The 18,858-nt window shown below is 66.1% G+C and carries 30 protein-coding genes and 1 tRNA gene; 2 read left to right on the top strand and 29 right to left on the bottom strand.

Annotated elements, in window-relative coordinates; all coding sequences use genetic code 11:
* Window positions 1–13: 13 nt before the first annotated feature.
* Window positions 14–310, bottom strand: a complete 297-nt coding sequence (locus ACQUQR_RS13700; RefSeq protein WP_435197066.1) for a hypothetical protein — start codon at window positions 308–310, stop codon at window positions 14–16.
* Window positions 311–500: 190 nt separating this feature from the next.
* Between ACQUQR_RS13700 and ACQUQR_RS13695 the strand changes: the two genes are divergently transcribed.
* The gene (locus ACQUQR_RS13695; RefSeq protein ID WP_435197065.1) at window positions 501–1,229 is read left to right on the top strand and encodes a CehA/McbA family metallohydrolase; all 729 of its coding nucleotides are present in this window, start codon (window positions 501–503) and stop codon (window positions 1,227–1,229) included.
* A 155-nt stretch (window positions 1,230–1,384) separates the two neighbouring features.
* Here the strand turns inward: ACQUQR_RS13695 and ACQUQR_RS13690 are convergent, their stop codons facing one another.
* From ACQUQR_RS13690 to ACQUQR_RS13560, 27 genes are all read right to left on the bottom strand, one after another.
* Window positions 1,385–1,792: a hypothetical protein gene (locus tag ACQUQR_RS13690; protein WP_435197063.1), complete on the bottom strand. Its 408-nt coding sequence runs from the start codon at window positions 1,790–1,792 to the stop codon at window positions 1,385–1,387.
* Window position 1,793: 1 nt separating this feature from the next.
* Window positions 1,794–2,054 carry an AbrB/MazE/SpoVT family DNA-binding domain-containing protein gene (locus ACQUQR_RS13685; RefSeq protein WP_435197062.1) on the bottom strand — a complete coding sequence of 87 codons (261 nt, stop codon included), beginning with the start codon at window positions 2,052–2,054 and terminating at the stop codon, window positions 1,794–1,796.
* Window positions 2,055–2,650: 596 nt separating this feature from the next.
* Window positions 2,651–4,123, bottom strand: coding sequence for a preprotein translocase subunit SecY (gene secY, locus ACQUQR_RS13680; protein WP_435197061.1), 1,473 nt, complete (start codon window positions 4,121–4,123; stop codon window positions 2,651–2,653).
* Window positions 4,124–4,125: 2 nt separating this feature from the next.
* The gene (locus ACQUQR_RS13675) at window positions 4,126–4,605 is read right to left on the bottom strand and encodes an uL15m family ribosomal protein (protein WP_435197060.1); all 480 of its coding nucleotides are present in this window, start codon (window positions 4,603–4,605) and stop codon (window positions 4,126–4,128) included.
* A 2-nt stretch (window positions 4,606–4,607) separates the two neighbouring features.
* Window positions 4,608–5,072: a 50S ribosomal protein L30 gene (locus ACQUQR_RS13670; protein ID WP_435197059.1), complete on the bottom strand. Its 465-nt coding sequence runs from the start codon at window positions 5,070–5,072 to the stop codon at window positions 4,608–4,610.
* Entirely contained in the window at window positions 5,072–5,707 is a 636-nt protein-coding gene (locus tag ACQUQR_RS13665; RefSeq protein WP_435197058.1) for a 30S ribosomal protein S5, read from the bottom strand. Before ACQUQR_RS13665 ends, ACQUQR_RS13670 begins: the two co-directional genes overlap by 1 nt.
* On the bottom strand, window positions 5,700–6,257 hold the full coding sequence (locus ACQUQR_RS13660; RefSeq protein ID WP_435197057.1) for a 50S ribosomal protein L18: 558 nt from the start codon (window positions 6,255–6,257) through the stop codon (window positions 5,700–5,702). The genes ACQUQR_RS13665 and ACQUQR_RS13660 overlap by 8 nt, the downstream gene beginning before the upstream one ends.
* Before the next feature lie 2 nt (window positions 6,258–6,259).
* On the bottom strand, window positions 6,260–6,700 hold the full coding sequence (locus ACQUQR_RS13655; RefSeq protein ID WP_435197056.1) for a 50S ribosomal protein L19e: 441 nt from the start codon (window positions 6,698–6,700) through the stop codon (window positions 6,260–6,262).
* Entirely contained in the window at window positions 6,693–7,394 is a 702-nt protein-coding gene (locus ACQUQR_RS13650; RefSeq protein ID WP_435197055.1) for a 50S ribosomal protein L32e, read from the bottom strand. Before ACQUQR_RS13650 ends, ACQUQR_RS13655 begins: the two co-directional genes overlap by 8 nt.
* Window positions 7,394–7,927, bottom strand: a complete 534-nt coding sequence (locus ACQUQR_RS13645) for a 50S ribosomal protein L6 (protein ID WP_435197054.1) — start codon at window positions 7,925–7,927, stop codon at window positions 7,394–7,396. The genes ACQUQR_RS13650 and ACQUQR_RS13645 overlap by 1 nt, the downstream gene beginning before the upstream one ends.
* A gap of 2 nt (window positions 7,928–7,929) precedes the next feature.
* Window positions 7,930–8,322: a 30S ribosomal protein S8 gene (locus tag ACQUQR_RS13640; protein ID WP_435197053.1), complete on the bottom strand. Its 393-nt coding sequence runs from the start codon at window positions 8,320–8,322 to the stop codon at window positions 7,930–7,932.
* Between the two features lie 2 nt (window positions 8,323–8,324).
* Window positions 8,325–8,489 carry a 30S ribosomal protein S14 gene (locus tag ACQUQR_RS13635; protein ID WP_435197052.1) on the bottom strand — a complete coding sequence of 55 codons (165 nt, stop codon included), beginning with the start codon at window positions 8,487–8,489 and terminating at the stop codon, window positions 8,325–8,327.
* Entirely contained in the window at window positions 8,482–9,006 is a 525-nt protein-coding gene (locus ACQUQR_RS13630) for a 50S ribosomal protein L5 (protein WP_435197051.1), read from the bottom strand. Before ACQUQR_RS13630 ends, ACQUQR_RS13635 begins: the two co-directional genes overlap by 8 nt.
* The gene (locus ACQUQR_RS13625) at window positions 8,999–9,757 is read right to left on the bottom strand and encodes a 30S ribosomal protein S4e (RefSeq protein ID WP_435197050.1); all 759 of its coding nucleotides are present in this window, start codon (window positions 9,755–9,757) and stop codon (window positions 8,999–9,001) included. Before ACQUQR_RS13625 ends, ACQUQR_RS13630 begins: the two co-directional genes overlap by 8 nt.
* Window positions 9,754–10,110, bottom strand: coding sequence for a 50S ribosomal protein L24 (gene rplX, locus ACQUQR_RS13620; protein ID WP_435197049.1), 357 nt, complete (start codon window positions 10,108–10,110; stop codon window positions 9,754–9,756). The genes ACQUQR_RS13625 and rplX overlap by 4 nt, the downstream gene beginning before the upstream one ends.
* 2 nt (window positions 10,111–10,112) lie before the next feature.
* Window positions 10,113–10,511 carry a 50S ribosomal protein L14 gene (locus ACQUQR_RS13615; RefSeq protein WP_435197048.1) on the bottom strand — a complete coding sequence of 133 codons (399 nt, stop codon included), beginning with the start codon at window positions 10,509–10,511 and terminating at the stop codon, window positions 10,113–10,115.
* Window positions 10,511–10,885 (bottom strand): 30S ribosomal protein S17, encoded by a 375-nt coding sequence (locus ACQUQR_RS13610; RefSeq protein ID WP_435197047.1) that lies wholly within the window; start codon window positions 10,883–10,885, stop codon window positions 10,511–10,513. Before ACQUQR_RS13610 ends, ACQUQR_RS13615 begins: the two co-directional genes overlap by 1 nt.
* On the bottom strand, window positions 10,876–11,154 hold the full coding sequence (locus ACQUQR_RS13605; RefSeq protein ID WP_435197046.1) for a ribonuclease P protein component 1: 279 nt from the start codon (window positions 11,152–11,154) through the stop codon (window positions 10,876–10,878). Before ACQUQR_RS13605 ends, ACQUQR_RS13610 begins: the two co-directional genes overlap by 10 nt.
* Entirely contained in the window at window positions 11,154–11,369 is a 216-nt protein-coding gene (gene rpmC / locus ACQUQR_RS13600) for a 50S ribosomal protein L29 (protein WP_435197045.1), read from the bottom strand. Before rpmC ends, ACQUQR_RS13605 begins: the two co-directional genes overlap by 1 nt.
* Window positions 11,369–12,262, bottom strand: coding sequence for a 30S ribosomal protein S3 (locus ACQUQR_RS13595; protein ID WP_435197044.1), 894 nt, complete (start codon window positions 12,260–12,262; stop codon window positions 11,369–11,371). The genes rpmC and ACQUQR_RS13595 overlap by 1 nt, the downstream gene beginning before the upstream one ends.
* Entirely contained in the window at window positions 12,262–12,723 is a 462-nt protein-coding gene (locus tag ACQUQR_RS13590; RefSeq protein WP_435197043.1) for a 50S ribosomal protein L22, read from the bottom strand. Before ACQUQR_RS13590 ends, ACQUQR_RS13595 begins: the two co-directional genes overlap by 1 nt.
* 1 nt (window position 12,724) lies before the next feature.
* Window positions 12,725–13,147 (bottom strand): 30S ribosomal protein S19, encoded by a 423-nt coding sequence (locus ACQUQR_RS13585; RefSeq protein WP_435197042.1) that lies wholly within the window; start codon window positions 13,145–13,147, stop codon window positions 12,725–12,727.
* The gene (locus tag ACQUQR_RS13580; RefSeq protein WP_435197041.1) at window positions 13,144–13,875 is read right to left on the bottom strand and encodes a 50S ribosomal protein L2; all 732 of its coding nucleotides are present in this window, start codon (window positions 13,873–13,875) and stop codon (window positions 13,144–13,146) included. The genes ACQUQR_RS13585 and ACQUQR_RS13580 overlap by 4 nt, the downstream gene beginning before the upstream one ends.
* A gap of 2 nt (window positions 13,876–13,877) precedes the next feature.
* A complete protein-coding gene (locus tag ACQUQR_RS13575) occupies window positions 13,878–14,132 on the bottom strand; it encodes a 50S ribosomal protein L23 (protein ID WP_435197040.1) in 255 nt (84 codons plus the stop codon).
* Window positions 14,129–14,875, bottom strand: a complete 747-nt coding sequence (rpl4p, locus tag ACQUQR_RS13570) for a 50S ribosomal protein L4 (RefSeq protein WP_435197039.1) — start codon at window positions 14,873–14,875, stop codon at window positions 14,129–14,131. The genes ACQUQR_RS13575 and rpl4p overlap by 4 nt, the downstream gene beginning before the upstream one ends.
* 3 nt (window positions 14,876–14,878) lie before the next feature.
* On the bottom strand, window positions 14,879–15,883 hold the full coding sequence (locus tag ACQUQR_RS13565) for a 50S ribosomal protein L3 (protein WP_435197038.1): 1,005 nt from the start codon (window positions 15,881–15,883) through the stop codon (window positions 14,879–14,881).
* Window positions 15,884–15,886: 3 nt separating this feature from the next.
* Window positions 15,887–16,735 carry a putative RNA uridine N3 methyltransferase gene (locus tag ACQUQR_RS13560; RefSeq protein ID WP_435197037.1) on the bottom strand — a complete coding sequence of 283 codons (849 nt, stop codon included), beginning with the start codon at window positions 16,733–16,735 and terminating at the stop codon, window positions 15,887–15,889.
* Window positions 16,736–16,946: 211 nt separating this feature from the next.
* Between ACQUQR_RS13560 and ACQUQR_RS13555 the strand changes: the two genes are divergently transcribed.
* Window positions 16,947–17,017 (top strand) — tRNA-Gly (locus ACQUQR_RS13555).
* A 252-nt stretch (window positions 17,018–17,269) separates the two neighbouring features.
* On the opposite strand, the gene ACQUQR_RS13550 is transcribed toward ACQUQR_RS13555, so the two are convergent.
* Window positions 17,270–18,730 carry an ATP-binding protein gene (locus ACQUQR_RS13550; protein ID WP_435197036.1) on the bottom strand — a complete coding sequence of 487 codons (1,461 nt, stop codon included), beginning with the start codon at window positions 18,728–18,730 and terminating at the stop codon, window positions 17,270–17,272.
* Window positions 18,731–18,858 lie beyond the last annotated feature (128 nt).

Raw genomic sequence — 18,858 nt, 5'->3', positions numbered from 1 at the left:
AACCGACCCCTTTTTACACCGGCATGTCGAGCTCGTCGCTCTCGAACCGCCGCATATCGTCGATGACGTGCTGACACAGCGAGAGGAACGTCACCGCCCGCTCCAGCTCGCCGCTCCGTATCGCCGCCACGGCCGCCGTCCCGTACGTCTGGAAGTCCCGAACCAGATGCGGGTACGGCGAGGCCGCGACCTGACGGTGGGCGTCGACGACCGCCTGTGCGGCCTCCTCGCGCGCACCGCGCAGGGCGAGGTCGACGGCACGGTCCACACAGTAGGCCGCCCCGTCGTAGGTGGAAGTGGCAGCAACCATGTCAGAGATAGGCACGCCGAGTATTTCAGGTGTGCGCTGACAGGTGGAGAACCGTCCGCCGACGGCGGCGAACCGGCCCGAACGACGCCATTCCACAGCCGGCCGCCAGAGGGGTCATCTTCCTCCGAGTGCGACACCGACCGGCACGGACGCCAAGGGGTTTTACTCACGGAGCGCGAACACCCGGCCAATGACGGACTCGGTCTCGGTACGTATCGACCCTCACGTCCACTCCGAGGGGTCGTACGACGGGCACGAGCCGGTCGAACTCCTCCTCGAACAGGCCGCCGAGATCGGCCTGGACGGGATCGTCGTGACCGACCACGACACCATCGAGGAGTCGCGTCGCGCGGCCGCGCTCGCCCCGGAGTACGGCCTGCTCGGGATCCCGGGCGTCGAGGTCTCCACCGCCGCCGGGCACCTCCTGGCTATCGGGGTCGACGAACAGCCCGATCCCCATCGGCCGCTCGCAGAGACCGTCGAGACCGTCCGTGACCTCGGAGGAGTCGCCGTCGTCCCCCACCCCTTCCAGCGGACCCGCCACGGCGTCGCCAAACGCCGGCTCACCGACTGCGACGCCATCGAGGTGTACAACTCCTGGCTCTTTACCGGGTATCGCAACCGCCGCGCGAAGCGCTTCGCCGAGCGGCACGACTACCCCGGCGTCGCCGCCAGCGACGCCCACTCCGCGGCGTTCATCGGCCGCGCGTACACCGAACTCACCATCGACGGCGTCGCTGCCGTCGACGACCTGGAGGGCACGGACGTGGTCGACGCCATCCGGAGCGGGAACGCCGACATCCACGGCCACCGCCAGCCGCTGCGCTCCAGCGCGAATCACTACCTCATCGGCGCGGCCCGGAAGGCATCGTGGGCCGTCGAACCCTACGTCCCCGCCCCCATCGCGAACCTGTTTTAGCTGCCGCTACGCGGGTGAAAAAACGAGGAACGCGAGGGATGGTCAGTTGCCGCCGCCGAACATCTGGCGCATCATTAGTTAAATGGGCTCCATTGGGGACCCATCGACTGCGTAGTGCCACTGTTGACCTTCGGGGACTGTTGTTCGAACGCCAGTTATTCCCAGATGGTGGCGACGCCAGCGTCCTCGATGGCGCTATCCGAGGTAATCACTGCCTCGGTCTCGTTGGCGTTGTGACTGGCCACGATGAGCCCGTCGTGGATGTTGAACGCATCGACCACCCGAACGTACTCGGCAAGCTCCCGTTCACCGACCGGAGCCACCGACACCGGTCCGTTGGCCAGGGGCGCCTGCCGTGACTCCTCGGGCGAGCCGGCGAGCTGGACACCTCTGACGTCTTTGTCCCGAGAGACGGCATAAATCACTTCGGCTAGTGCTGTACTCGGGGCATGGATGACGCTCTCACCGGCCTCGGCTTCGGCGAACACCTGATCGGCACCGTCCGGCAGGCTATCGACGAGGTACACGAGCAGCGCGACCGCGTCGGCCGTGTACGTCGCCACGTCAGGTTTCCTCGTAGTTTCGGTCGCGGCGATCACGGAGGCGTTGACTCAGCTCTTCGGCGATCTCCGCTCGCTTCTCGTCGGACGTGTCCTCGGGCACGAGCAATCCGCGAGCGCCGGTGCGCGTGCGCTTTTTCACGACGATCCCCTCGTCCGTGTCGATCCAGACGACCTCGTCGCCCGGGTCGAGGTCGTACTTCTCGCGTAGTTCCTTCGGGATCGTTGTCTGCCCCTTCTCCGTCACGCGTGTGCTCTGACTCACGAGTGGTAATACGTCCCGTAATACCAAAATCTTGCGGGTGAGGACAACCACAGAGGATCAGTATCGACAGCGGAGTTAGCAGATGAATGCGACTTTCGTCGAACCTGATAGGAACGGCGTGCAAAATATACGGCGCGACCTTTTTTCGCCTCGGGTGCGCCTCCGGCGCACCACTCGGCGTCGTGGAATCGCGGAGCGATTCCACGGGCAATCAGAACGCGGAGCGTTCTGATGACGCTAAAAACGTCGATGAAAAAGGCGGACTGCTCGGCCTCCGGCCTCGCCGTCCGGGAACCGCGCTCGCTTCGCTCGCGCGGATGCTCGTGCTGAATACACCCTCTGTGTGCAGCACGGCCTCGAAATTCTGTTTGCAAATTGACGGTACCGAGCCTCACCGACCCCTTCCCGGGCGTCGCTCGCTCTGGATCTTGTCGAGACGGCGGTACCCTCCTCACCGTGAGAGGGGGACGTACCCCCCTGAAGTCAATTGTGAGCCGGTCGAGGCGGACACACTGAATCGAGATGCTCCTCGGGATCTCTACGAATTATTGGGATGGCGGACAAAACTAACGCCTAGCGGTTGAAACGGGGAAGTTTCAATCGCCGAACATCTGGCGCATCATCGGGTGCATCTCCATGAGCTGCTCCTCTGCGATCTCCTCGTACAGTTTGTACGTGATGGAGACCGTCAGCAGGAGGCCCGTGCCGGAGACCTGTCCGATGGTGCCGAGCATGTTGGCGAGAACGGCGAGCACGCCGACGAGCGCGCCGCCGATGACCGTCACCTGCGGGATGTACCGCTCGAGCACTTTCTCGATGACGCCGGGCGACTTGCGGAACCCGGGGATCTGCATCCCGGAGTTCTGGATCTGCTGGGCGGTCGCCTCCGGCCCCATGCCGGTGGTCTCGACCCAGAAGATGGCGAAGACGGCGCCGCCGACGACCATGAACGTCAGGTCGACGCCGATGCGGAGCATGATCTGCCACGGCTCGGCCGTGGTCGTCCCCGCCCACCACATCCAGTCCGCGGGGGCGTAGATGGGCGCGAAGTAGTAGAACAGCCCGGCGACGGGCTGGGCACCACCTTGCCCCGTCTGGTAGACCCCGAGCCACGCGGGCATGTTCTGCCACTGCGCGTTCAGGATGCGCCCGAGGAACTGGATGTTCGCCTGCAGCGCGCGGACGAGAATCATCGGCAGGACGCTCGCGTAGATGAGCTTGACGGGGAAGCGACCCCGGGCACCCTTCACGCGGGCGTGCGACAGCGGAATCTCGACGCGCACCGACTCGGCGTACACGACGACGGCGAAGATGAGCACCGTCGTGATGAGGGCGATGATCTGCCCCTCGCCGAGCAGCAGGGTCTGGATCCCCTCGGCCGTCAGCGGCTGGACCTGCGTGTTCCCCACGAGGATGTCGTACCAGGCGGCGAAGAACCCGTCCTGACCGGTGATGCCACCGACGCCGAAGAACCCCCCGATGAGACTCTGGGAGATCCCGGCGACGATGAACAGCCCGATACCGGAGCCGACGCCCCACTTCGAGATGACCTCGTCCATGAACAGGATGAGGAGACCGCCGATGAAGATCTGGATGAACATCAGCCACTTCACACCGACGAGGCCGATGCCGAGCGACTGCGCGACCTGCGGGTCGGCGGGCAGGAAACCGCTCGCGAACACCATCGGCAGGCCGGTCAAGACGACCATCACGACGACCAGCAGCTTCTGGAGCCCCTGATACAGCACCTGGTCCCGGGGGTTCGACGTGTCGAGCCCGAGCAGGTCAGCCCCGCCGAGCAGTTGCAGGACGATCGACGCGGTGACGATCGGCCCGATGCCCAGCTGCAGGATGGTACCTTGCCCACCCGCGAGGATGGTCCGGAACGCTCCGAAGGCGTCCTGACTCCCCGCCCCCAGCCCGTAGAGGAAGACGTTCGTCAGGAAGAAGTACAGCACGAGGACGCCCCCCGTCCAGCCGAGCTTCCGGCGGAACGGGACGTGCCCCGTCGGTCGGGCCACGTTGGGCATCCGCGTGAGTACTGGTTCAGCGGTCTCCTTCCAACTCATTGCTACTCGTCCTCTTCAGGCTCGTCCGTGGTAGCTTCTTCGGCCCGGTCGGAGAGGACGGCCTCGCCGCCTGCGGCCTCCAGCTGCGTCTCCGCCTCGTCGGAGAAGTCGTCGGCGGTGACGACGAGCGCGTTGTGGACGCTTCCGGCACCGAGCACCTTCACGACGTCCACTTCGTGGCCGTCCTCGACCACGTCACGGGCGTCGATGTGGTAGACACCGTCCGACTCCTCGGCGAGCCCCTCGGCGGCGAGGACGACCGCGTCCTCGTCGAGTTCGCGGACGTTGATGGTCTCGACGACCGTGTCCGTCTTCTGGGGTCGGCTGAAGCCGTACTTCTTCCGGGGGGGATACAGCGCCTTCTCGTGTTTGTCGCGGCCAGCACGCCCGCGCCCGCCACGGTGGCCGGCGCCGCGGCGCTTCTTGTGGGAACCGCCGCCGTGCGTGCGAGAGCCACGCTGCCGTCGTTTCTTGCTCGTCATTGTTATCGCATCTTCCGCAGGAGCTTGTCGATGGACTCGGTGTCCTGCTTACCGAGCGAGCCACCCTCCTTCTGGGGGTGCTTGATGCCGTCGTGCCCGCTGCGCGGCGGGTGGAGACGGAGCGTCGGCGAGAGGCCCTGTGCGCGCAGGGTCGTCTCCTCGTCCACGAGCGCCTGTGCGAGCGACGCGATGTCGTCGTAGTCCGTGTGCTCGGCGACCCACTCGTCGTCCACGTCCGCGGAGCCCTCGGCGGGCTCGGCACGCTTCGAGAGGAGCAGCTCGACCGTCTCGACGGACGGCTCACCGTGGGCGACCCAGTCGTTCACCTTCGTGATCATGCCACGGTAGGTGTCCTCCTCGGGGACGAACACGCAGTGGTTCACCTTGTGGAGGTTGAGCATGGCGAGCGTGTCACGCACGCCCTGCGACTGGTCGACCTCACCGCGGAGCTGAACGAGCGCTTCCATCACTCGATCACCTCGCGCTTCTCGCGGGTGCGCTGCGGGACACGGGCCTCGGCGGTCGCACGAAGGGCGTTGAACGTCGCCTTCGCGAAGTTGACCGTCGTGCGCGTGTTCCCGGAGGAACGCGTCCAGATGTCTTCGATACCGGCGAGGTCGAGCACGTTGCGGACGGTCTCCCCGCCCGCGAGCCCGAGCCCACGCGGGGCGGGCTGGAGTTCGACCTCGACGGAGCCGGCCTTGCCGGTCGTCCGGAGCGCGACGGTGTGGGGACGCCCACAGCCACACTCCCACGACCCGCAGCCGCGCGAGACGTCGATGATGTTCAGCTTCGCGATGCCGATCGCCTTCTGGATCGCGCCACCGACCTGGTCGTCGCGACCCTCGGCGTAGCCGACGAAGCCGTCACGGTTACCCACCGCGACGACACACCGGAACTTCACCCGGCGGCCGGAGTCCGTCATGCGCTGGACCATGTTGATGTCCAGCACCTCGTCGTCGAGGTTCGGCAGCAGCTGGTCGACGATCTCCGTCTCCTTCAGCGGGAGACCCGAGTTGAGCGCCTGACGCATGTCAGTGATCTCACCCTCGGCGACCTTGCGTCCGAGCCGCGTACGCGGCTCCCATCCGTTGTTACTCATTGTTCTCCATCAGATTCTCACGCACGTCATCGAAGTGCGCGGGAAGTTCCGTGGCGTCGAACTCGCCGCTGTAGAGGTCGTCGTCCAGCGACTCCGCGTACTCCGCGATGTGGCCACCGCGCGTGCGGTCCCACTCCGCGAAGACGTCGTCGTTGTGCGGGACGTCGAGCCCAGCGTCGATCGCGCCTTCCTGTACTGCGAACACTTTACTCCCAGGGGTTGCCTTGTTCAGCCCGATGTCGAGGACGGCCTCGTCGAGGCCAGCCTCGATGGCGCGCTTGCCAGCGAGCAGGCCGGTGAGATACGCCGCCGGGAGATTCCCGGTGGGCGCTTCCCAGCCGAACTCCGCGAGATCCGCGGAGCTTGCACTCGCCACCGTCTCGTCACCGTTCGGACTGGTGACGATCAGCTGCGCCCTGGTGTGCTGGTTGCTCTTGCGAGCGACCAGCCGGGGCTTCCCGGATTTCAGCAGGCGCAACCTCTGGTGGTAATTGGTCCGGGCCTCGCGGCGACGCCGCATTGGCACTTTGTAGCGTGGTCCGGTTGCCATGATTAGTAGTTGTTGTCGATGTATCGTTCGAGGTCTGCGACGGAGTCGAACTCTCCGCCCGAAGCCATCGCGTACAGTTCGCGATACTGACTGCGGTCGAGGTCCCCCTCGTCGCGGTGTTCCTTCAGCGTGCGCCGCTGCGCACGAATCCGACTCTGCCAGTCGGCCTTACGATTCTGCCGTCCGCCGGCCTTCCCCTTCCGGGACCCCTGTCCCTTCTGGTGGCCGTACGAGCGCTTCTTGGCGCGTTCGCGAGCGCGGCCACGCGAGTTGCCCTGCGTGCCCTTCGCTCGGATCGCACCCTCGTCGATGAGTTCGCGAACGTCCTCGCGGGTGATGGCGTCGGCGATGTCGCCCGAGCGCTCGGGGTCGAGCCAGACGCGGTTCTTCCCGACGTCGAGAACCTTCGCAGCGAGCTGTTTCTGGTTCTTGAGGTCACTCATTGACTTCCACCTCCACGTACGTGGGGTTCAGCACACGGATGTCGCGGTCCTCGGCCTCCTCCTCGATGCGCTCGCGCTTGCGAGCACCGACGGTGGAGCCGATGCGGACCGCCTGGGTGTCACCGTCGACGCCCTCGAGGTCGTCCACGTTCTCCACGCGGACCTCCTCGAAGCCGGACGGGTGACGGCCGCGGATGGCCTTCGGGGTCCGGTAGCCGGAGTGGACCTTCGGCCCCTTGCCCTTGATGCCGCGGCGCTGTTTCGACAGGCCGCCACGGGGACGCCGCCACGAGGTGGGCGTCCGCTTCTTCTTGTGGTAGTCCTGGCGGTTGAACTGCGGTTTCCCCTCGGCAGCACGGCGCTTGAGCAGGCGCGCCTCCTCGTCGGAGAGCTCCGGCTTCTTGTCCGCGTGCCCGCGGGGGCGCAGTTCCGTCTCGACGTCCTCGGTCTCCTCCTCGGGCGCCTCGCCCTCGTCTTCGACCTCGGCCTCGGTCTCTTCGGCGACCTCGAGGCCACCGACGTCCGCCTTGATGCGAGCGGCCAGGGCGTTCCCGATGCCCTCCACGTCGGCGAGTTCGGACTGCGAGGCCGCTTTCACGTCCTCGACCGTCTCGAACCCCGCCTCGCGGAGCGCATCGGCCTTCGCCGGGCCGACACCGCCGATCTCTTCGAGTTCTGTGGGTTCGTCACTCATCAGGCCTCACCTCGGCTCGGCTTCTGGGTGATGTACACCCCGTCCTGGAAGACGCGGGTGTCCTTGTCCTTCACGCGTGTGAGCTGTTCGATGGAAGCGGCGGTCTGCCCGACGTCCTCGATGCTGGGGCCGGAGAGGGTCAGCTCCTCACCGTCCACCTGCACCTCGGTGTCGCCGCGGATCTCCGCGCGACGCGGGTGTCGCTCCCCGAGGAAGTTCGAGATGACGACTTCGTCGCCCTCGACTTTCACCTGCATCGGGAAGTGAGAGTAGACCACCTTCATCTGGTACTCCCAACCGGTCGTGACGCCGTGAACCATGTTCTCGATATGGCTCGCGAACGTGCCGACGGTGGAGTTCGTCTTCGCGTCCTCCTCGTCGGATTCCACGACGACGACGTCGTCCTCGACGGACACCGAGACGTCAGGGTACCAGAGCTTCCGGGTCACGCTGCCGTTGTCCCCCTCGATGGTGACATCGAGGTGGTCCATCGACGCCGTGACCTCGTCCGGAATGTGGATTTCTTCTCGCATGGTCAGTAGACGTACGCGATCACCTGGCCACCGATGCCCGCCTCGCGGGCCTCGTAGTGGCTCATGATGCCCTGACTGGTCGTCACGACGAGCGTCCCGTAGTCACGGGCGGGGAGGAATCGTTTCTCCCACTTCTCGTACTCGTCGGCCCCGACTGAGTAGCGGGGCTTCACGGCACCACAGCGGTTGATCGCTCCTTTCAGTTCGACCTCGAAGCGGCCGGCTTTCCCGTCGTCGACGAACTGGAAGCCGTCGATGTACCCGCGGTCGTAGAAGACCTCGAGGACGGAGCCGATGATGTTCGAGGCGGGCTCTATCGTCTGCGTGAGATGGCCGACGCCCTCGGCGTTGTCGACGCCGGAGAGTGCGCTGGCCAATGGGTCGTTGTCCACCATGGTTAGCTGTACTTTTTGAAGCCCATGCTGCGGGCGATCTCGCGGAAGCACTGGCGGCACAGCCAGATGTCGTACTTGCTCACGAGACCCTGTTCGCGCCCGCAGCGCTGGCAGTCGTGGAGCTGGCCGGTTCGTTTCGCGACCTGCTCACCGGTTTCGTCACTCATCGTTTACCTCCACATCGTAGTTCGCCACGAGGTACGCGATGGCGTCCTCGGGCGTGAGACGGTGGTTCGACGGGATCTGACGGGACGCCTTGTCGCGCTTGCGGACACGGTAGCCCGGGCGGACGAGGTTGACGGTGACGTCAAGCCCGTAGATGCCGACGTTCGGGTCGTACTCCTGACTCGGGAACTCCGTGTGCTCGGCGACGCCGAAGCTGAAGTTACCGGTCTGGTCGAACTGCTTCTCGTTGAGCGTCGTGAGCGGGAGGGCCGTCCCGAGGAACTCCTCGGCGGCCTCGCCGCGGAGCGTGACCTTCGCGCCGATCGGGTCACCCTCGCGGATGTTGAACTCGGGGACGGTCCGCTCCGCGACCGTGCGGACGGACGTCTGGCCCGTGACCTCCTCTAAGATCTCCTCGGCGTTCGCGAGCTCGCGACCGCCTTCGCCGACGCCCATGTGGACGACGACCTTCTCGACGACCGGCTCACGCATCTCGTGGAACTCGGCCGCTTCACTCATCCGCATCACCACCGTCGGACACGTCCGACGTGGAATCGGACTCCGTACCGGAGTCCTCACCCGTGAAGTTCTCGTCGATGACGACGACGTAGTCCTCGACGGTCTCGAAGCCCTCGCCGTCCTCCTGTGAGACGATGACGTTGTTCTTCGAGGAGCCCGGCGTGACGACGATCTCGTCGATCGTGCCGATGACACCGGCGTGCGCACCGGCGACGGCCGTCACGAGTGCGCCCTCCTCGTACGGGAAGTGGGCGACGATGGACTGGTCGTCGTTGTCGACGACGATGGAGTCGTTGGGGCTGTACTGGGCCGCGTCCTCGACGAGCAGGGTGTGGCCGTCGTGCAGCGTGAGCTGCGTCTGGCCGCCGGAGACCTGCGTCTTGCCGACGACCTTGCCGAGCTTGGAGTCGGCGGCGTCGGCGTCGATGGGCGAGATCGCGAGGCGACCGCCCTCGTCGGGGAACACCCGGTAGTACTCCTCACGCTCGGTGAACGCCAGGATGTCGAACATCCCGATGGGAACCCGCTCGTCGGAGACGGGCTTCCCGTTCACGAGCACGGAGTCCTGTCCGAGCGCGTAGCGGGCTTCCTTCTTCGAGTCGACGTAGCCGAGTACGTCGCGCAGGAGGACGAGCAGGGGAACCCCGGCTTCACCGTGGGGGCCCGCACCTGCTTTGACCGTGAAGGTCTCCTCCTTGCGCTCGACCGGCCACGACTTCGGTACTGAGAGTCGCTTCTGGTGTCGCGTCATTCGTTATCCTCCTCCAGGCGTGCCTGCCGAACGTCGTCAGAGAGGTCCAGCTTCGTCACGAGCAGGTTCGACGCGTCGAGCGGGCGGGGAACCTCCTCCCCGTCGGCCTTCTCGAGCGTCACACCCTCGACGTGAACGACGGCCTTCCGGAGGTCCACCTTGGCGACCTCGCCGGTCTCGCCGGCGTAGTCACCGCGCTGTACCTCGACGGTGTCACCTTCGTTCACGCGGACGCTGCGCTGGCCGTACTCCTCACGGAGGTCCTCCGAGAGGTGGGCACGGACCTGCTTCTGCTTCTCGTGCAGGGCAGCCCGGTTCTGTCGGTTGCGTTGTTTGCGTGGCTGTCGTGTCATGGTTAGACGATGATGGTCGCCGTGCTGGCGATGCTGCCGAACCGCTCGGCGACCTCACGCGCGATGGGGCCTTTCAGCTCCGTCCCGCGCGGGTCCTCGTTCTCGTCCACGATGACGGCCGCGTTGTCCTCGAATTTGACGCGCGTCCCGTCCGGGCGGCGGATCGGCTTCCGCTGCCGGATGATGACGGCTTCGAGCACCTGGCGGCGCATCTCGGGGGTCCCCTTCGTGACGGAGACGGTGACCTTGTCACCGAGCCCCGCCTTGGGGTGGCGGTTCTTCGTGCCCGAGTAGCCGGACACGGAGATGACCTTCAGCTCGCGGGCACCGGTGTTGTCCGCACACCGGATGAGCGAGCCCTTCTCGAGGCCCTGAGTGACATCGGCGTTGATCGCCTCCATCACTCGTCACCTCCTGCGGTTTCCTCGACGACGTCGTCAGACTGCGTCTGACGGGCTGTCGAAATTCTTTCGACAACGACGTGGCTCTTCGTTTTCGAGAGCGGTCGTGTCTCTGCGATGCGTACCGTGTCGCCGACCTCGAGTGCGATGCACTCGGGGTGGTGTGCCGGAATACGAGAGCGGCGTTTCATGTACCGGTCGTATTTGGGCACCTTGACGTCGTATTCGCGCTCGACGACGACGGTTTTGTCCATGTCGGTGGAGGCGACGCGGCCCTCGACCGTCTGCCCGCGGACACTCAGCGTGCCGTGGAACGGGCAGTTGGGGTCGGAGCAGGTCTCCTCCGGTTCCGAGACGTTCAGTCCTAGCGCCATATGGTATCTCCTGTCTGTTCGGTGCGTCGAGCCGGTCGCGCGACGAGCCGCCAGCCCTCGACGACGACGCGAGTGTCGTCGACGTGGAAGCGGAACGTCGCTGCCGACTTCGGCACCATTGTCGTTCCGGACCCGGCCGCGACGAGCAGGGTGTTGGTCGTCTCGTCGACGACACGCCCAGCTACACCGACGAGGTCGGCGTTCGGCGACTCGACGACCTCCACGTGGAGGCCAGCGAGTTCCGCGCGCGGCAGGGTTTCCGGATTCATTATTCCTCGTTGTCGAAGTCGCCTTCCACGCTCTGGATCGTCTTGATCCGCGCGATGGTCCGGCGAAGCTCCTTGGTTCGCCCGGGGTTGTCCGGGGCACCACCCGCCGCCTGCACGGCGCGGGTGTTCAGCAGTTCCGTTTCGAGTTCCTCGAGCTCGGACGCCCGCTCGGCGGGGGTCATGTCGCGGATCTCCTCGACGTGAAGAATGGCCATTATTCCTCCACCTCCTCGTCGTCAGCGTCCATCTCGTCGAGGAGTTCCTCGGCCTCGTCGGCCGTCTCCTCGTCGAGCTCCTCGAACTCCTCGTCGAGCTCCTCTTCGAGCTCGTCGAGCTCCTCCTCGGCGTCGACGTCACCCTCGACGACGAACTCCTCGTCGTCGGCTTCGGCCGCGAGCGACTCCTCGGAGACCTCCTCGGCCTCGGCGTCCGCCTCGGCGTCCTCGGGCTCCGCTTCGAGCAGGTCCTCGACCTCGTCCTCCGGCTCCTCGACAATGAGGTCGGAGATGTCGGCGTCCTCCTCGATACGGAAGTCGTCCGGAAGCTCCGCGTTCGGCGGGATGATCTTCACCTGCACGCCGATGGTGCCGAGCTTCATGACCGCGGTGCCAACGCCGGAGTCGACGATGGTCTCCGCGGGCTCACCGTTGTGCTTGATGTAGCCGCGGTTGAACTTCTCCACGCGCGAGCGGGCGCCCGTCACCTTCCCGGAGAGGACGATCTCGGCACCCAGCGCGCCGGAGTCCATGATCCGGTCGATGGTCGTGTGGCCCGCCTTGCGGAAGTACCAACCCCGTTCGAGGGCGTTGGCCAGTCGGTCAGCGACGATCTGTGCGTTGAGGTCGGGTTCGTCGACCTCCTGCACGTCGATCTGCGGGTCCTCGAGGTTGAACTTCTCCTCGAGCTGGCGGGTGATCTTCCGGATGTTCTTCCCGCCTTTCCCGATGACCATCCCCGGCTTCTCGGCCTTGAGGACGATCTGCGTGCCCATCGGGGTCTTGGCGACGTCCATGCCGCCGTAGCCCGCACGGGACAGCTCCGTGGCGAAGAACTCGTCGATCTGCGTCCGCTGCAGACCGTTCTCGATGAACTCGTGTTCGTCCGCCATTATTCGGCCACCTCCTCTAAGATGAGTTCGACGTCCACCTGCGGGGTGTTCCACGCGGTGGCGCGACCGAACGCTCGGGGCTTGCGACCCGGCGACTCACCGACCTTGTGGGCGGCGACGTGCATGATGGACATACGCTCGCCGTCGAAGCCCTGGTGGTCGGCGTTGGAGACGGCGTTCTCGATGAGCTCGATGAACGCCTTCGAGGCCTTGTTGGGGTAGCGACCCGCGTCCCAGCCGTCGATGTCGTTCCGGTGACCGACACCGGAGTTGTGCGACTTGAACGGGACCGACCGCTCCTCGTTGACGACGGCCTCGAGGTACTCGATGGCGTCGCCAGCCGTCATGCCCTTGATGGCACGAGCGATCTCCTTGCTGTGCTTGTGACTCATGTGACGCTCCCGAAGCATGGCTTTCGCCGTCGTGTCCGGGTCCGCGTCAACGCTGTAGCTGATTCCCATGTTACTTGAGCGGCACGAACTTCGAGGAGCGCGTCGCCCCGATACCGGCCTGTCCGTGTTCGACCGATTTCCGGGTGAGCTGGAACTCGCCGAGATAGTGCCCGATCATCTCGGGTTCGATCTCGGTGCGCTCGAAGCTCTGCCCGTTGTAGACCGCGAAGGTGAGACCAACGAACGACGGGAGCACCGGCATGTCGCGCAGGTGCGTCCGGATCGGGTTGTTGGCCGTCTCCTCGGGCGTCTTGCCCTCGGCCTTCTCGAGCAGTTTCTGCTTCTCGACCGAGAGGCCACGCGTGATACTTCGCCGCTGTCGTGCGGGGAGCAGTTCCGCGACCTCGTCAAGCTCCATGTCCTGCAGCTCGTCGAGCGTGTGACCGCGGTAGGTGAACTCACCCTCACGGCCAGTCTGGTAATCCATGCTCATTTGCGACCTCCTTTGCCACCGCGACCGGTTCGCTTCGACGCGATGTCACCGACCTTCCGGCCCGGCGGGGCGTTCCGGGAGACCGACTTCGGCTTCCCGGGGTGCTGGCGGCCACCACCGCCGAACGGGTGGTCGACGGCGTTCATCGCCACGCCACGAACGTTCGGCCACTTGGTGCCGCGCGCTTTCATCTTGTGGTGCTTGTTGCCGGCCTTGACGAACGGCTTCTCCGTCCGGCCACCGCCCGCGACCACGCCGATAGTGGCGCGGCAGTCGGGCGAGAGGCGGCGGATCTCACCGCTCGGCAGCTGGACGACAGCCGCCTTGCGGTCGTGGGTGAGGATGGTGGCGTTGACACCCGTCGAGCGGGCGAACTTGCCACCGTCACCGGGCTGGCGTTCGACGTTGCAGACCGGAACCCCTTCCGGGATCTCCGCGAGCGGGAGCGTGTTGCCCGGCGCGATCTCCGCGGAGACACCGACCTGAATCTCGTCCCCGACGGTGATACCCTCGGGAGCGAGCACGAGCCGCTGGTCGCCGTCGTCGAACTCGATGGCGGCGAGCGGCGCCGAGCGGGCGGGGTCGTGCTCGATGTCGACGACCGTACCGGTGACGACATCGGCGTCCTCGACCTTGCGGTGCGAGAGGTTGGCCTTGTAGCGGTGCGAGGGGGCGCGGAAGGTGGAGCCACCGCGGCCACGTCGCTGGCCCTGGATGCGGCGTCCCATCTTCAGAACACCCCGATCCGGGAGGCGACCTCCTGGGCCTCGTCGTCGGCGGACAGGGTCACTGTCGCCTTCTTCTTGCCCTGTGGGGTCACCTGCGTGTTCACTTTGGTCACGGTTACGTCGAACTGGGTCTGGATGGCCTCCTTGACCTCGGGCTTCGACGCGTCGAGGTCGACGATGAACTCGAGTTTGTTGTCGAAGTCCATCTTGTTCATGGCCTTCTCAGTGACGAGGGGGTGGTGGATGAGACCGGTCATCGGTCGGCCACCTCCTCGAGGGCGCTCTCGGTCCAGATGGTCAGACGACCACCGTGGGCACCGGGCGCGAGGTCCTCCGCGCCGACCGAGCCGGCCGTCGCGACGGTGACGCCCGCGAGGTTGCGGGCGGCCTTCGACGGCTCCTCGCTCGTCACGAAGAGGATGGACGTGGGCTGCTTGTACTTGCGGCCACGGGTCGTCCCGCGTCCGGCACGCACTTTCTTGCCCTCCTCGGCGCGCTCGATATCCCCGTACAGATCGAGGGCCTCGAGCAGCGCGACGACCTCCTTCGTCTTCACGAGGTCCTCGAACTCGTCGCTCACGACGAGCGGGAGTTCGACGTCCTCACCGAAGCGGTGGCCGCGCTCGCGCACGAGGTCGACGTCCGTCGTGGCCGCGATGGCCGAGCGGACGGCGAGCTTGCGCTCCTTCTTGTTGATCTCGAGCCCGCGGTCCTTCTCGGCCTTCGGCGGGTGGGCGACGCGGCCCCCAACGGTCTGGGGGACGCGTGCGCCGACACCGTTCTGCCGCGGGACGTGGGCCATCCCACGACCGCTGCCGAACGACTCCGCCGGGGTCCGAAGGCCCGCGTACTCGTCGGTACCGTAATCCTGACGTCGGTTGGCCTGCGCGGCGCGCACTGCACGCTGGATGAGGTCGGGCCGGAACGCGGTCTCGAAGACCGCCGGCAGCTCGACCTCGCCTGCGTCGTCGCCGTTCAGGTCACGTACTGTTGCCTTCATGGATTATCCCTGATTCGATGCGGTGGAGACGTAGCGCACCTCGGGGTCGAGGCGCGGCTGGTCCTTCGGCCGGATGGCCGGACGGAAGCGCAGCAGGCGCTTGTCCGGCCCCGGAAGCGACCCCTTGAACAGGACGTAGTCGCCGGAGACCTCGCCGTAGTTGACGAAGCCACCGTCGGGGGTGACCGCCTCGTCACCCAGCGCGATGACGCGCTTGTTCAGCTCGGTGCGCTGGTGGTAGCCGGTCTGCCCCTGCTGGGGGACCGTCGACCGCACACGCGAGGGGTTCCACGGACCGAGGTTCCCGATGCGGCGGCGCCAGCCCTGACGGGCGTGCTTGCCTTTCCGCTTCTGGACGCCCCATCGCTTGACGGGGCCCTGGGTACCTTTACCCGTGGTGACGCCTGCGACGTCGGCGTACTCACCGGCTCGGAACACGTCCGAGGCCGAGTGGTCGGGCTCCTCGAGGAGGTCGAGACCGAACTCGACGCGGTCCTCGACGGAGCCACCGCCGACGCGCGTCTCCATGACGTCGGGCTTCTTCTTCGGGATGCTCTTGAGACCGCTGGGCACCGTGTGCGTGATGACGCGGACGTCGGCGATGTCGCCGGCCTCCAGTGCCTCGTGGATCTCGCTTGCATCCGTGCTGTGCTCCTCGGGCAGCGACAGGGTCCGGCCGAGGTCCTCGTGGAGGTCCTCGCTCCAGACTTCGGTCAGCGGTCGCTTGCCGTACGGCGTATCTTCGTAGACTCGCAGGGCGGCGGCGCGCATCGGGGGGGTCTCGACGACCGTCACCGGCACCGTCTCCTCCATCCCTTCACGGGGGGAGTTGGGTTCGTCGTTGATGAGAACGACGTGGGACATACCGGCTTTGTAGCCGGCGAAACCCTGTAGGCGCGGCTGGCCGTCGTCAGCGGGCCAGGACCCGAACCGGGGTACCTCGCTCGCTGCACGACCGCGCGGGCCGAAGCCCATCGAGCCTTTGCGTGGTCTGCTTGGTTGTGGCATTGTTTACTCCAGGGTGAGGCTCGCGAGGGTGGCGAACAGCGCTTCTTCCGTTCGCACCACCTCGCTGCCTTGGTTCGGAACCGTATTCAGCCAGAGGTCGAACCGGGCCCCATCCGGTTCAGAGTCGTCACGGAGCGTCTCCTCGCCCGGCTCGACGTCGAGTATCTCCGGGAGTCCCCGTTCGGGGGCCCCGAAGACGACGGTCATGCCGCCGGTGTCGGCGAAACGCTCGACCAGCTGGTCGAGCCGCGACACCGAGAGTGGCTCCCCGTGACGGGACGCGGCGATTCGAACGCCGGCGTCGTCACGGGCGAGCGCGGTGGTAAGCTCCGCACGCTCCACCTGATACCCCGGAAGGGGGTCGTCGGTGATGCGGGCGCGGAGCGGTCTGCGCGAAGAGACCCTGATGGGTACGCGTTCCCCCTCGTGGACCTCCATTCCGGGAGGCACCACGAGCGAGACCGGGTGTTGCAGTCCGCAATTGACCCGAACGCGTCCGTCAGATCCGACCTCGGTCACGATTCCCTGTCTTAACGACCCCGAACCGTCCGATTCGGAGCCGGTCTGCGAGCGCACACGGAGCGGCGGCAATACACCGACGTACTCCAGTTCGGGGCGCCTGTCCCACAACTCCTTTCGGAGCTGGGGAGGGGTGGCGGCATACGACAACACCGTATCAACGAACCCGTCACCGTACCGGCCATCGTCACCCGCGTCGTCGGGGTAGACGATGAGTCGGTCCACCCGGAAGATCGTCGCCGCACGGGCGACGTAGCCGAGTTTGCGAGTTGCCTCGCGTTTGTCCTCGGCCTCCCGAGTGAGCGATGACGGAACGAGTACGCTACGGGTCATGCCGTGACGCTTCCACGTCCGCTCACTAGACTGTGCCGATTGTACCGGACCCCATCCTAAAAGGATAGCGCTTTAGACGCGTCTCTGTGGCGGATTCACACGCATACGGGATTCCGTCCGGAATGCGGGGTCCGACACGCCGACAACCCACAGACTGCGGGCGATTCGCAACCCTTTTAATTATCCCCGTCGTCGGAACGAATGCAGACGCGCGCTGGTAGTGTAATGGTATCACGTGACCTTGCCATGGTCACAATCTGGGTTCAAATCCCAGCCAGCGCACTTCTCTGAAATCCACACCGCAAGCGACCGCTTTAGCGTGTCGCTTGCTCGTTCCCGGATTTCAGTGCATGCGATACGCTGGGATTTGAAGCCTGTGAGACGAGCGTATGCGAGTCTCACATCGGTTCAAATCCCCGTGAGAGCTTCGCTCTCACGTACGCTCGTTCGTTCACGGTGTTCACTCACGATCATCCCCGTCGCTGGCGCGACGAATTCTCGTTCGTTAGCTCGTGTACGTCCCGTCCAGCCCGACTACCACGTGAACTCGAACCGGGCGCCGCCCGCCTCGCTCGCCGTGAGTCGCACATCCCAGCCGTGAGCCTCGGCGATGCTCCGCACGATAGCGAGGCCGATACCGGTCCCGTCAGCCGCCGTGGTGTAGCCGTCCTCGAACACCTGTTCTCTCGCGTCCTCGGGGATGCCGGGGCCGTCGTCCGCGACGAAGAACCCGTCTTCGAGATCGCCGACGGTGACGGTCACGGTGTCGCCGCCGTGGTCCGTCGAGTTCCGAAACAGGTTCTCGAAGAGCTGCTGGAGCCGGGGGTCGTCGGCCTCGACGGTCCGGGTCGTCTCGAGGCGGATGGTGGCGTCCTCGGTCGGGACGGTCGCCCAGGCGGCCTCCGCGACCGCGGCCAGGGCCACCGGGGCAAGGTCGTCGATGGCCTCGCCGGCCCGGGCGAGCGTGAGGAGATCGTCGATGAGTACGCGCATGCGGTCGATGGCGCGCTCGGCCCGCTCGAAGTGCTCGGGGTCGCCCGTCTCTTCGGCCAGCTCCAGCCAGCCCTCCAGTGCGTTGAGGGGGTTCCGGAGGTCGTGGCTCACGATGCTGGCGAACCCCTCGAGCCGGTCGTTCTGCCGGCGGAGCTGTTCGGTGTCCTGCTGGCGGTCGAGTTCGGAGCCGACCCAGCGACTCATCAGGTCGACGAGGGTGACCTCCCACGCGGAGAACTGGCCGTTTCGGGGGGTCGTATCGTAGAAACAGAAGGTGCCGTACACCTCGCCGCGGACGAAGACGGGTGCGCCGATGTAACAGGCGATACCCCACTCCGTGTAGCCCGCCCGGTGGGTCTGGTCGGGGGCGTCGCGTTCGATGTCGCCGAGGACGAGCGTCCGTTCGGTGCTCGCCGCGATTTCGCAGTTCGTCGCCGACACGGGCGCGGTATCGCCGGCCTGGATGGTGTCGTCGACGGCATCCACCACCTCGAAGTGGTAGTTCTCGCCCTCGATACGCGAGAGCGTCCCGTAGGCAACATCGAGTTCCTCGCGGCCGAGCCGCAACAGGGCTTCGACCTGCTCGTCGAACCCCATGTTCCGGTCCGCGATGATGTCGTACATCTCCGAGAGGACCCGCTCGCGGTTCGCGAGCTGTCGTCGGTACTGGAGTTGCTCGCTCCGGTCGCGACAGATGCCCGCGACCGCACCCGCCGCCCCCTCGACGCGGCGGAAGGTGACCTCGTAGGGGAGCGACGCCCCGGTGGCCGTGCGGAGCCCGGTCTCCAGGCGGGACTCACCGGTGTCGAGTGCCGTCGCGATCGCGGCGGAGAGCGTCGAGTCTTCGGCGTCGAGGACCGACGACGGGGGGGAGCCGGCGAGCGCCTCCGCGGTGTACCCGGTTACGGTGGGCAGCGCCTCGTTCCACTCGCTGAGCGTGTCGCTTTCGTCCAGGAGGAAGAACGGCTCGTCGAGGAGATCGAGGAGCGGACGTTCAGACATTGCTATCAGTGATTATCTGTATTAGGGGACGGCGTACGGATATAAACCCCGGCACCCGTGGCACGGTCGGCGCACACCCGCCGGCTCGCGGGAGAGAGGTAGCGCTGAGGGGCGTCGGCCGGGGTGGG

This window comes from Natronomonas sp. EA1, from assembly GCF_051195035.1.
Classification (GTDB): Archaea; Halobacteriota; Halobacteria; order Halobacteriales; family Haloarculaceae; genus JBNTJV01.
This window is presented reverse-complemented; position numbering and strand designations above follow the sequence as displayed.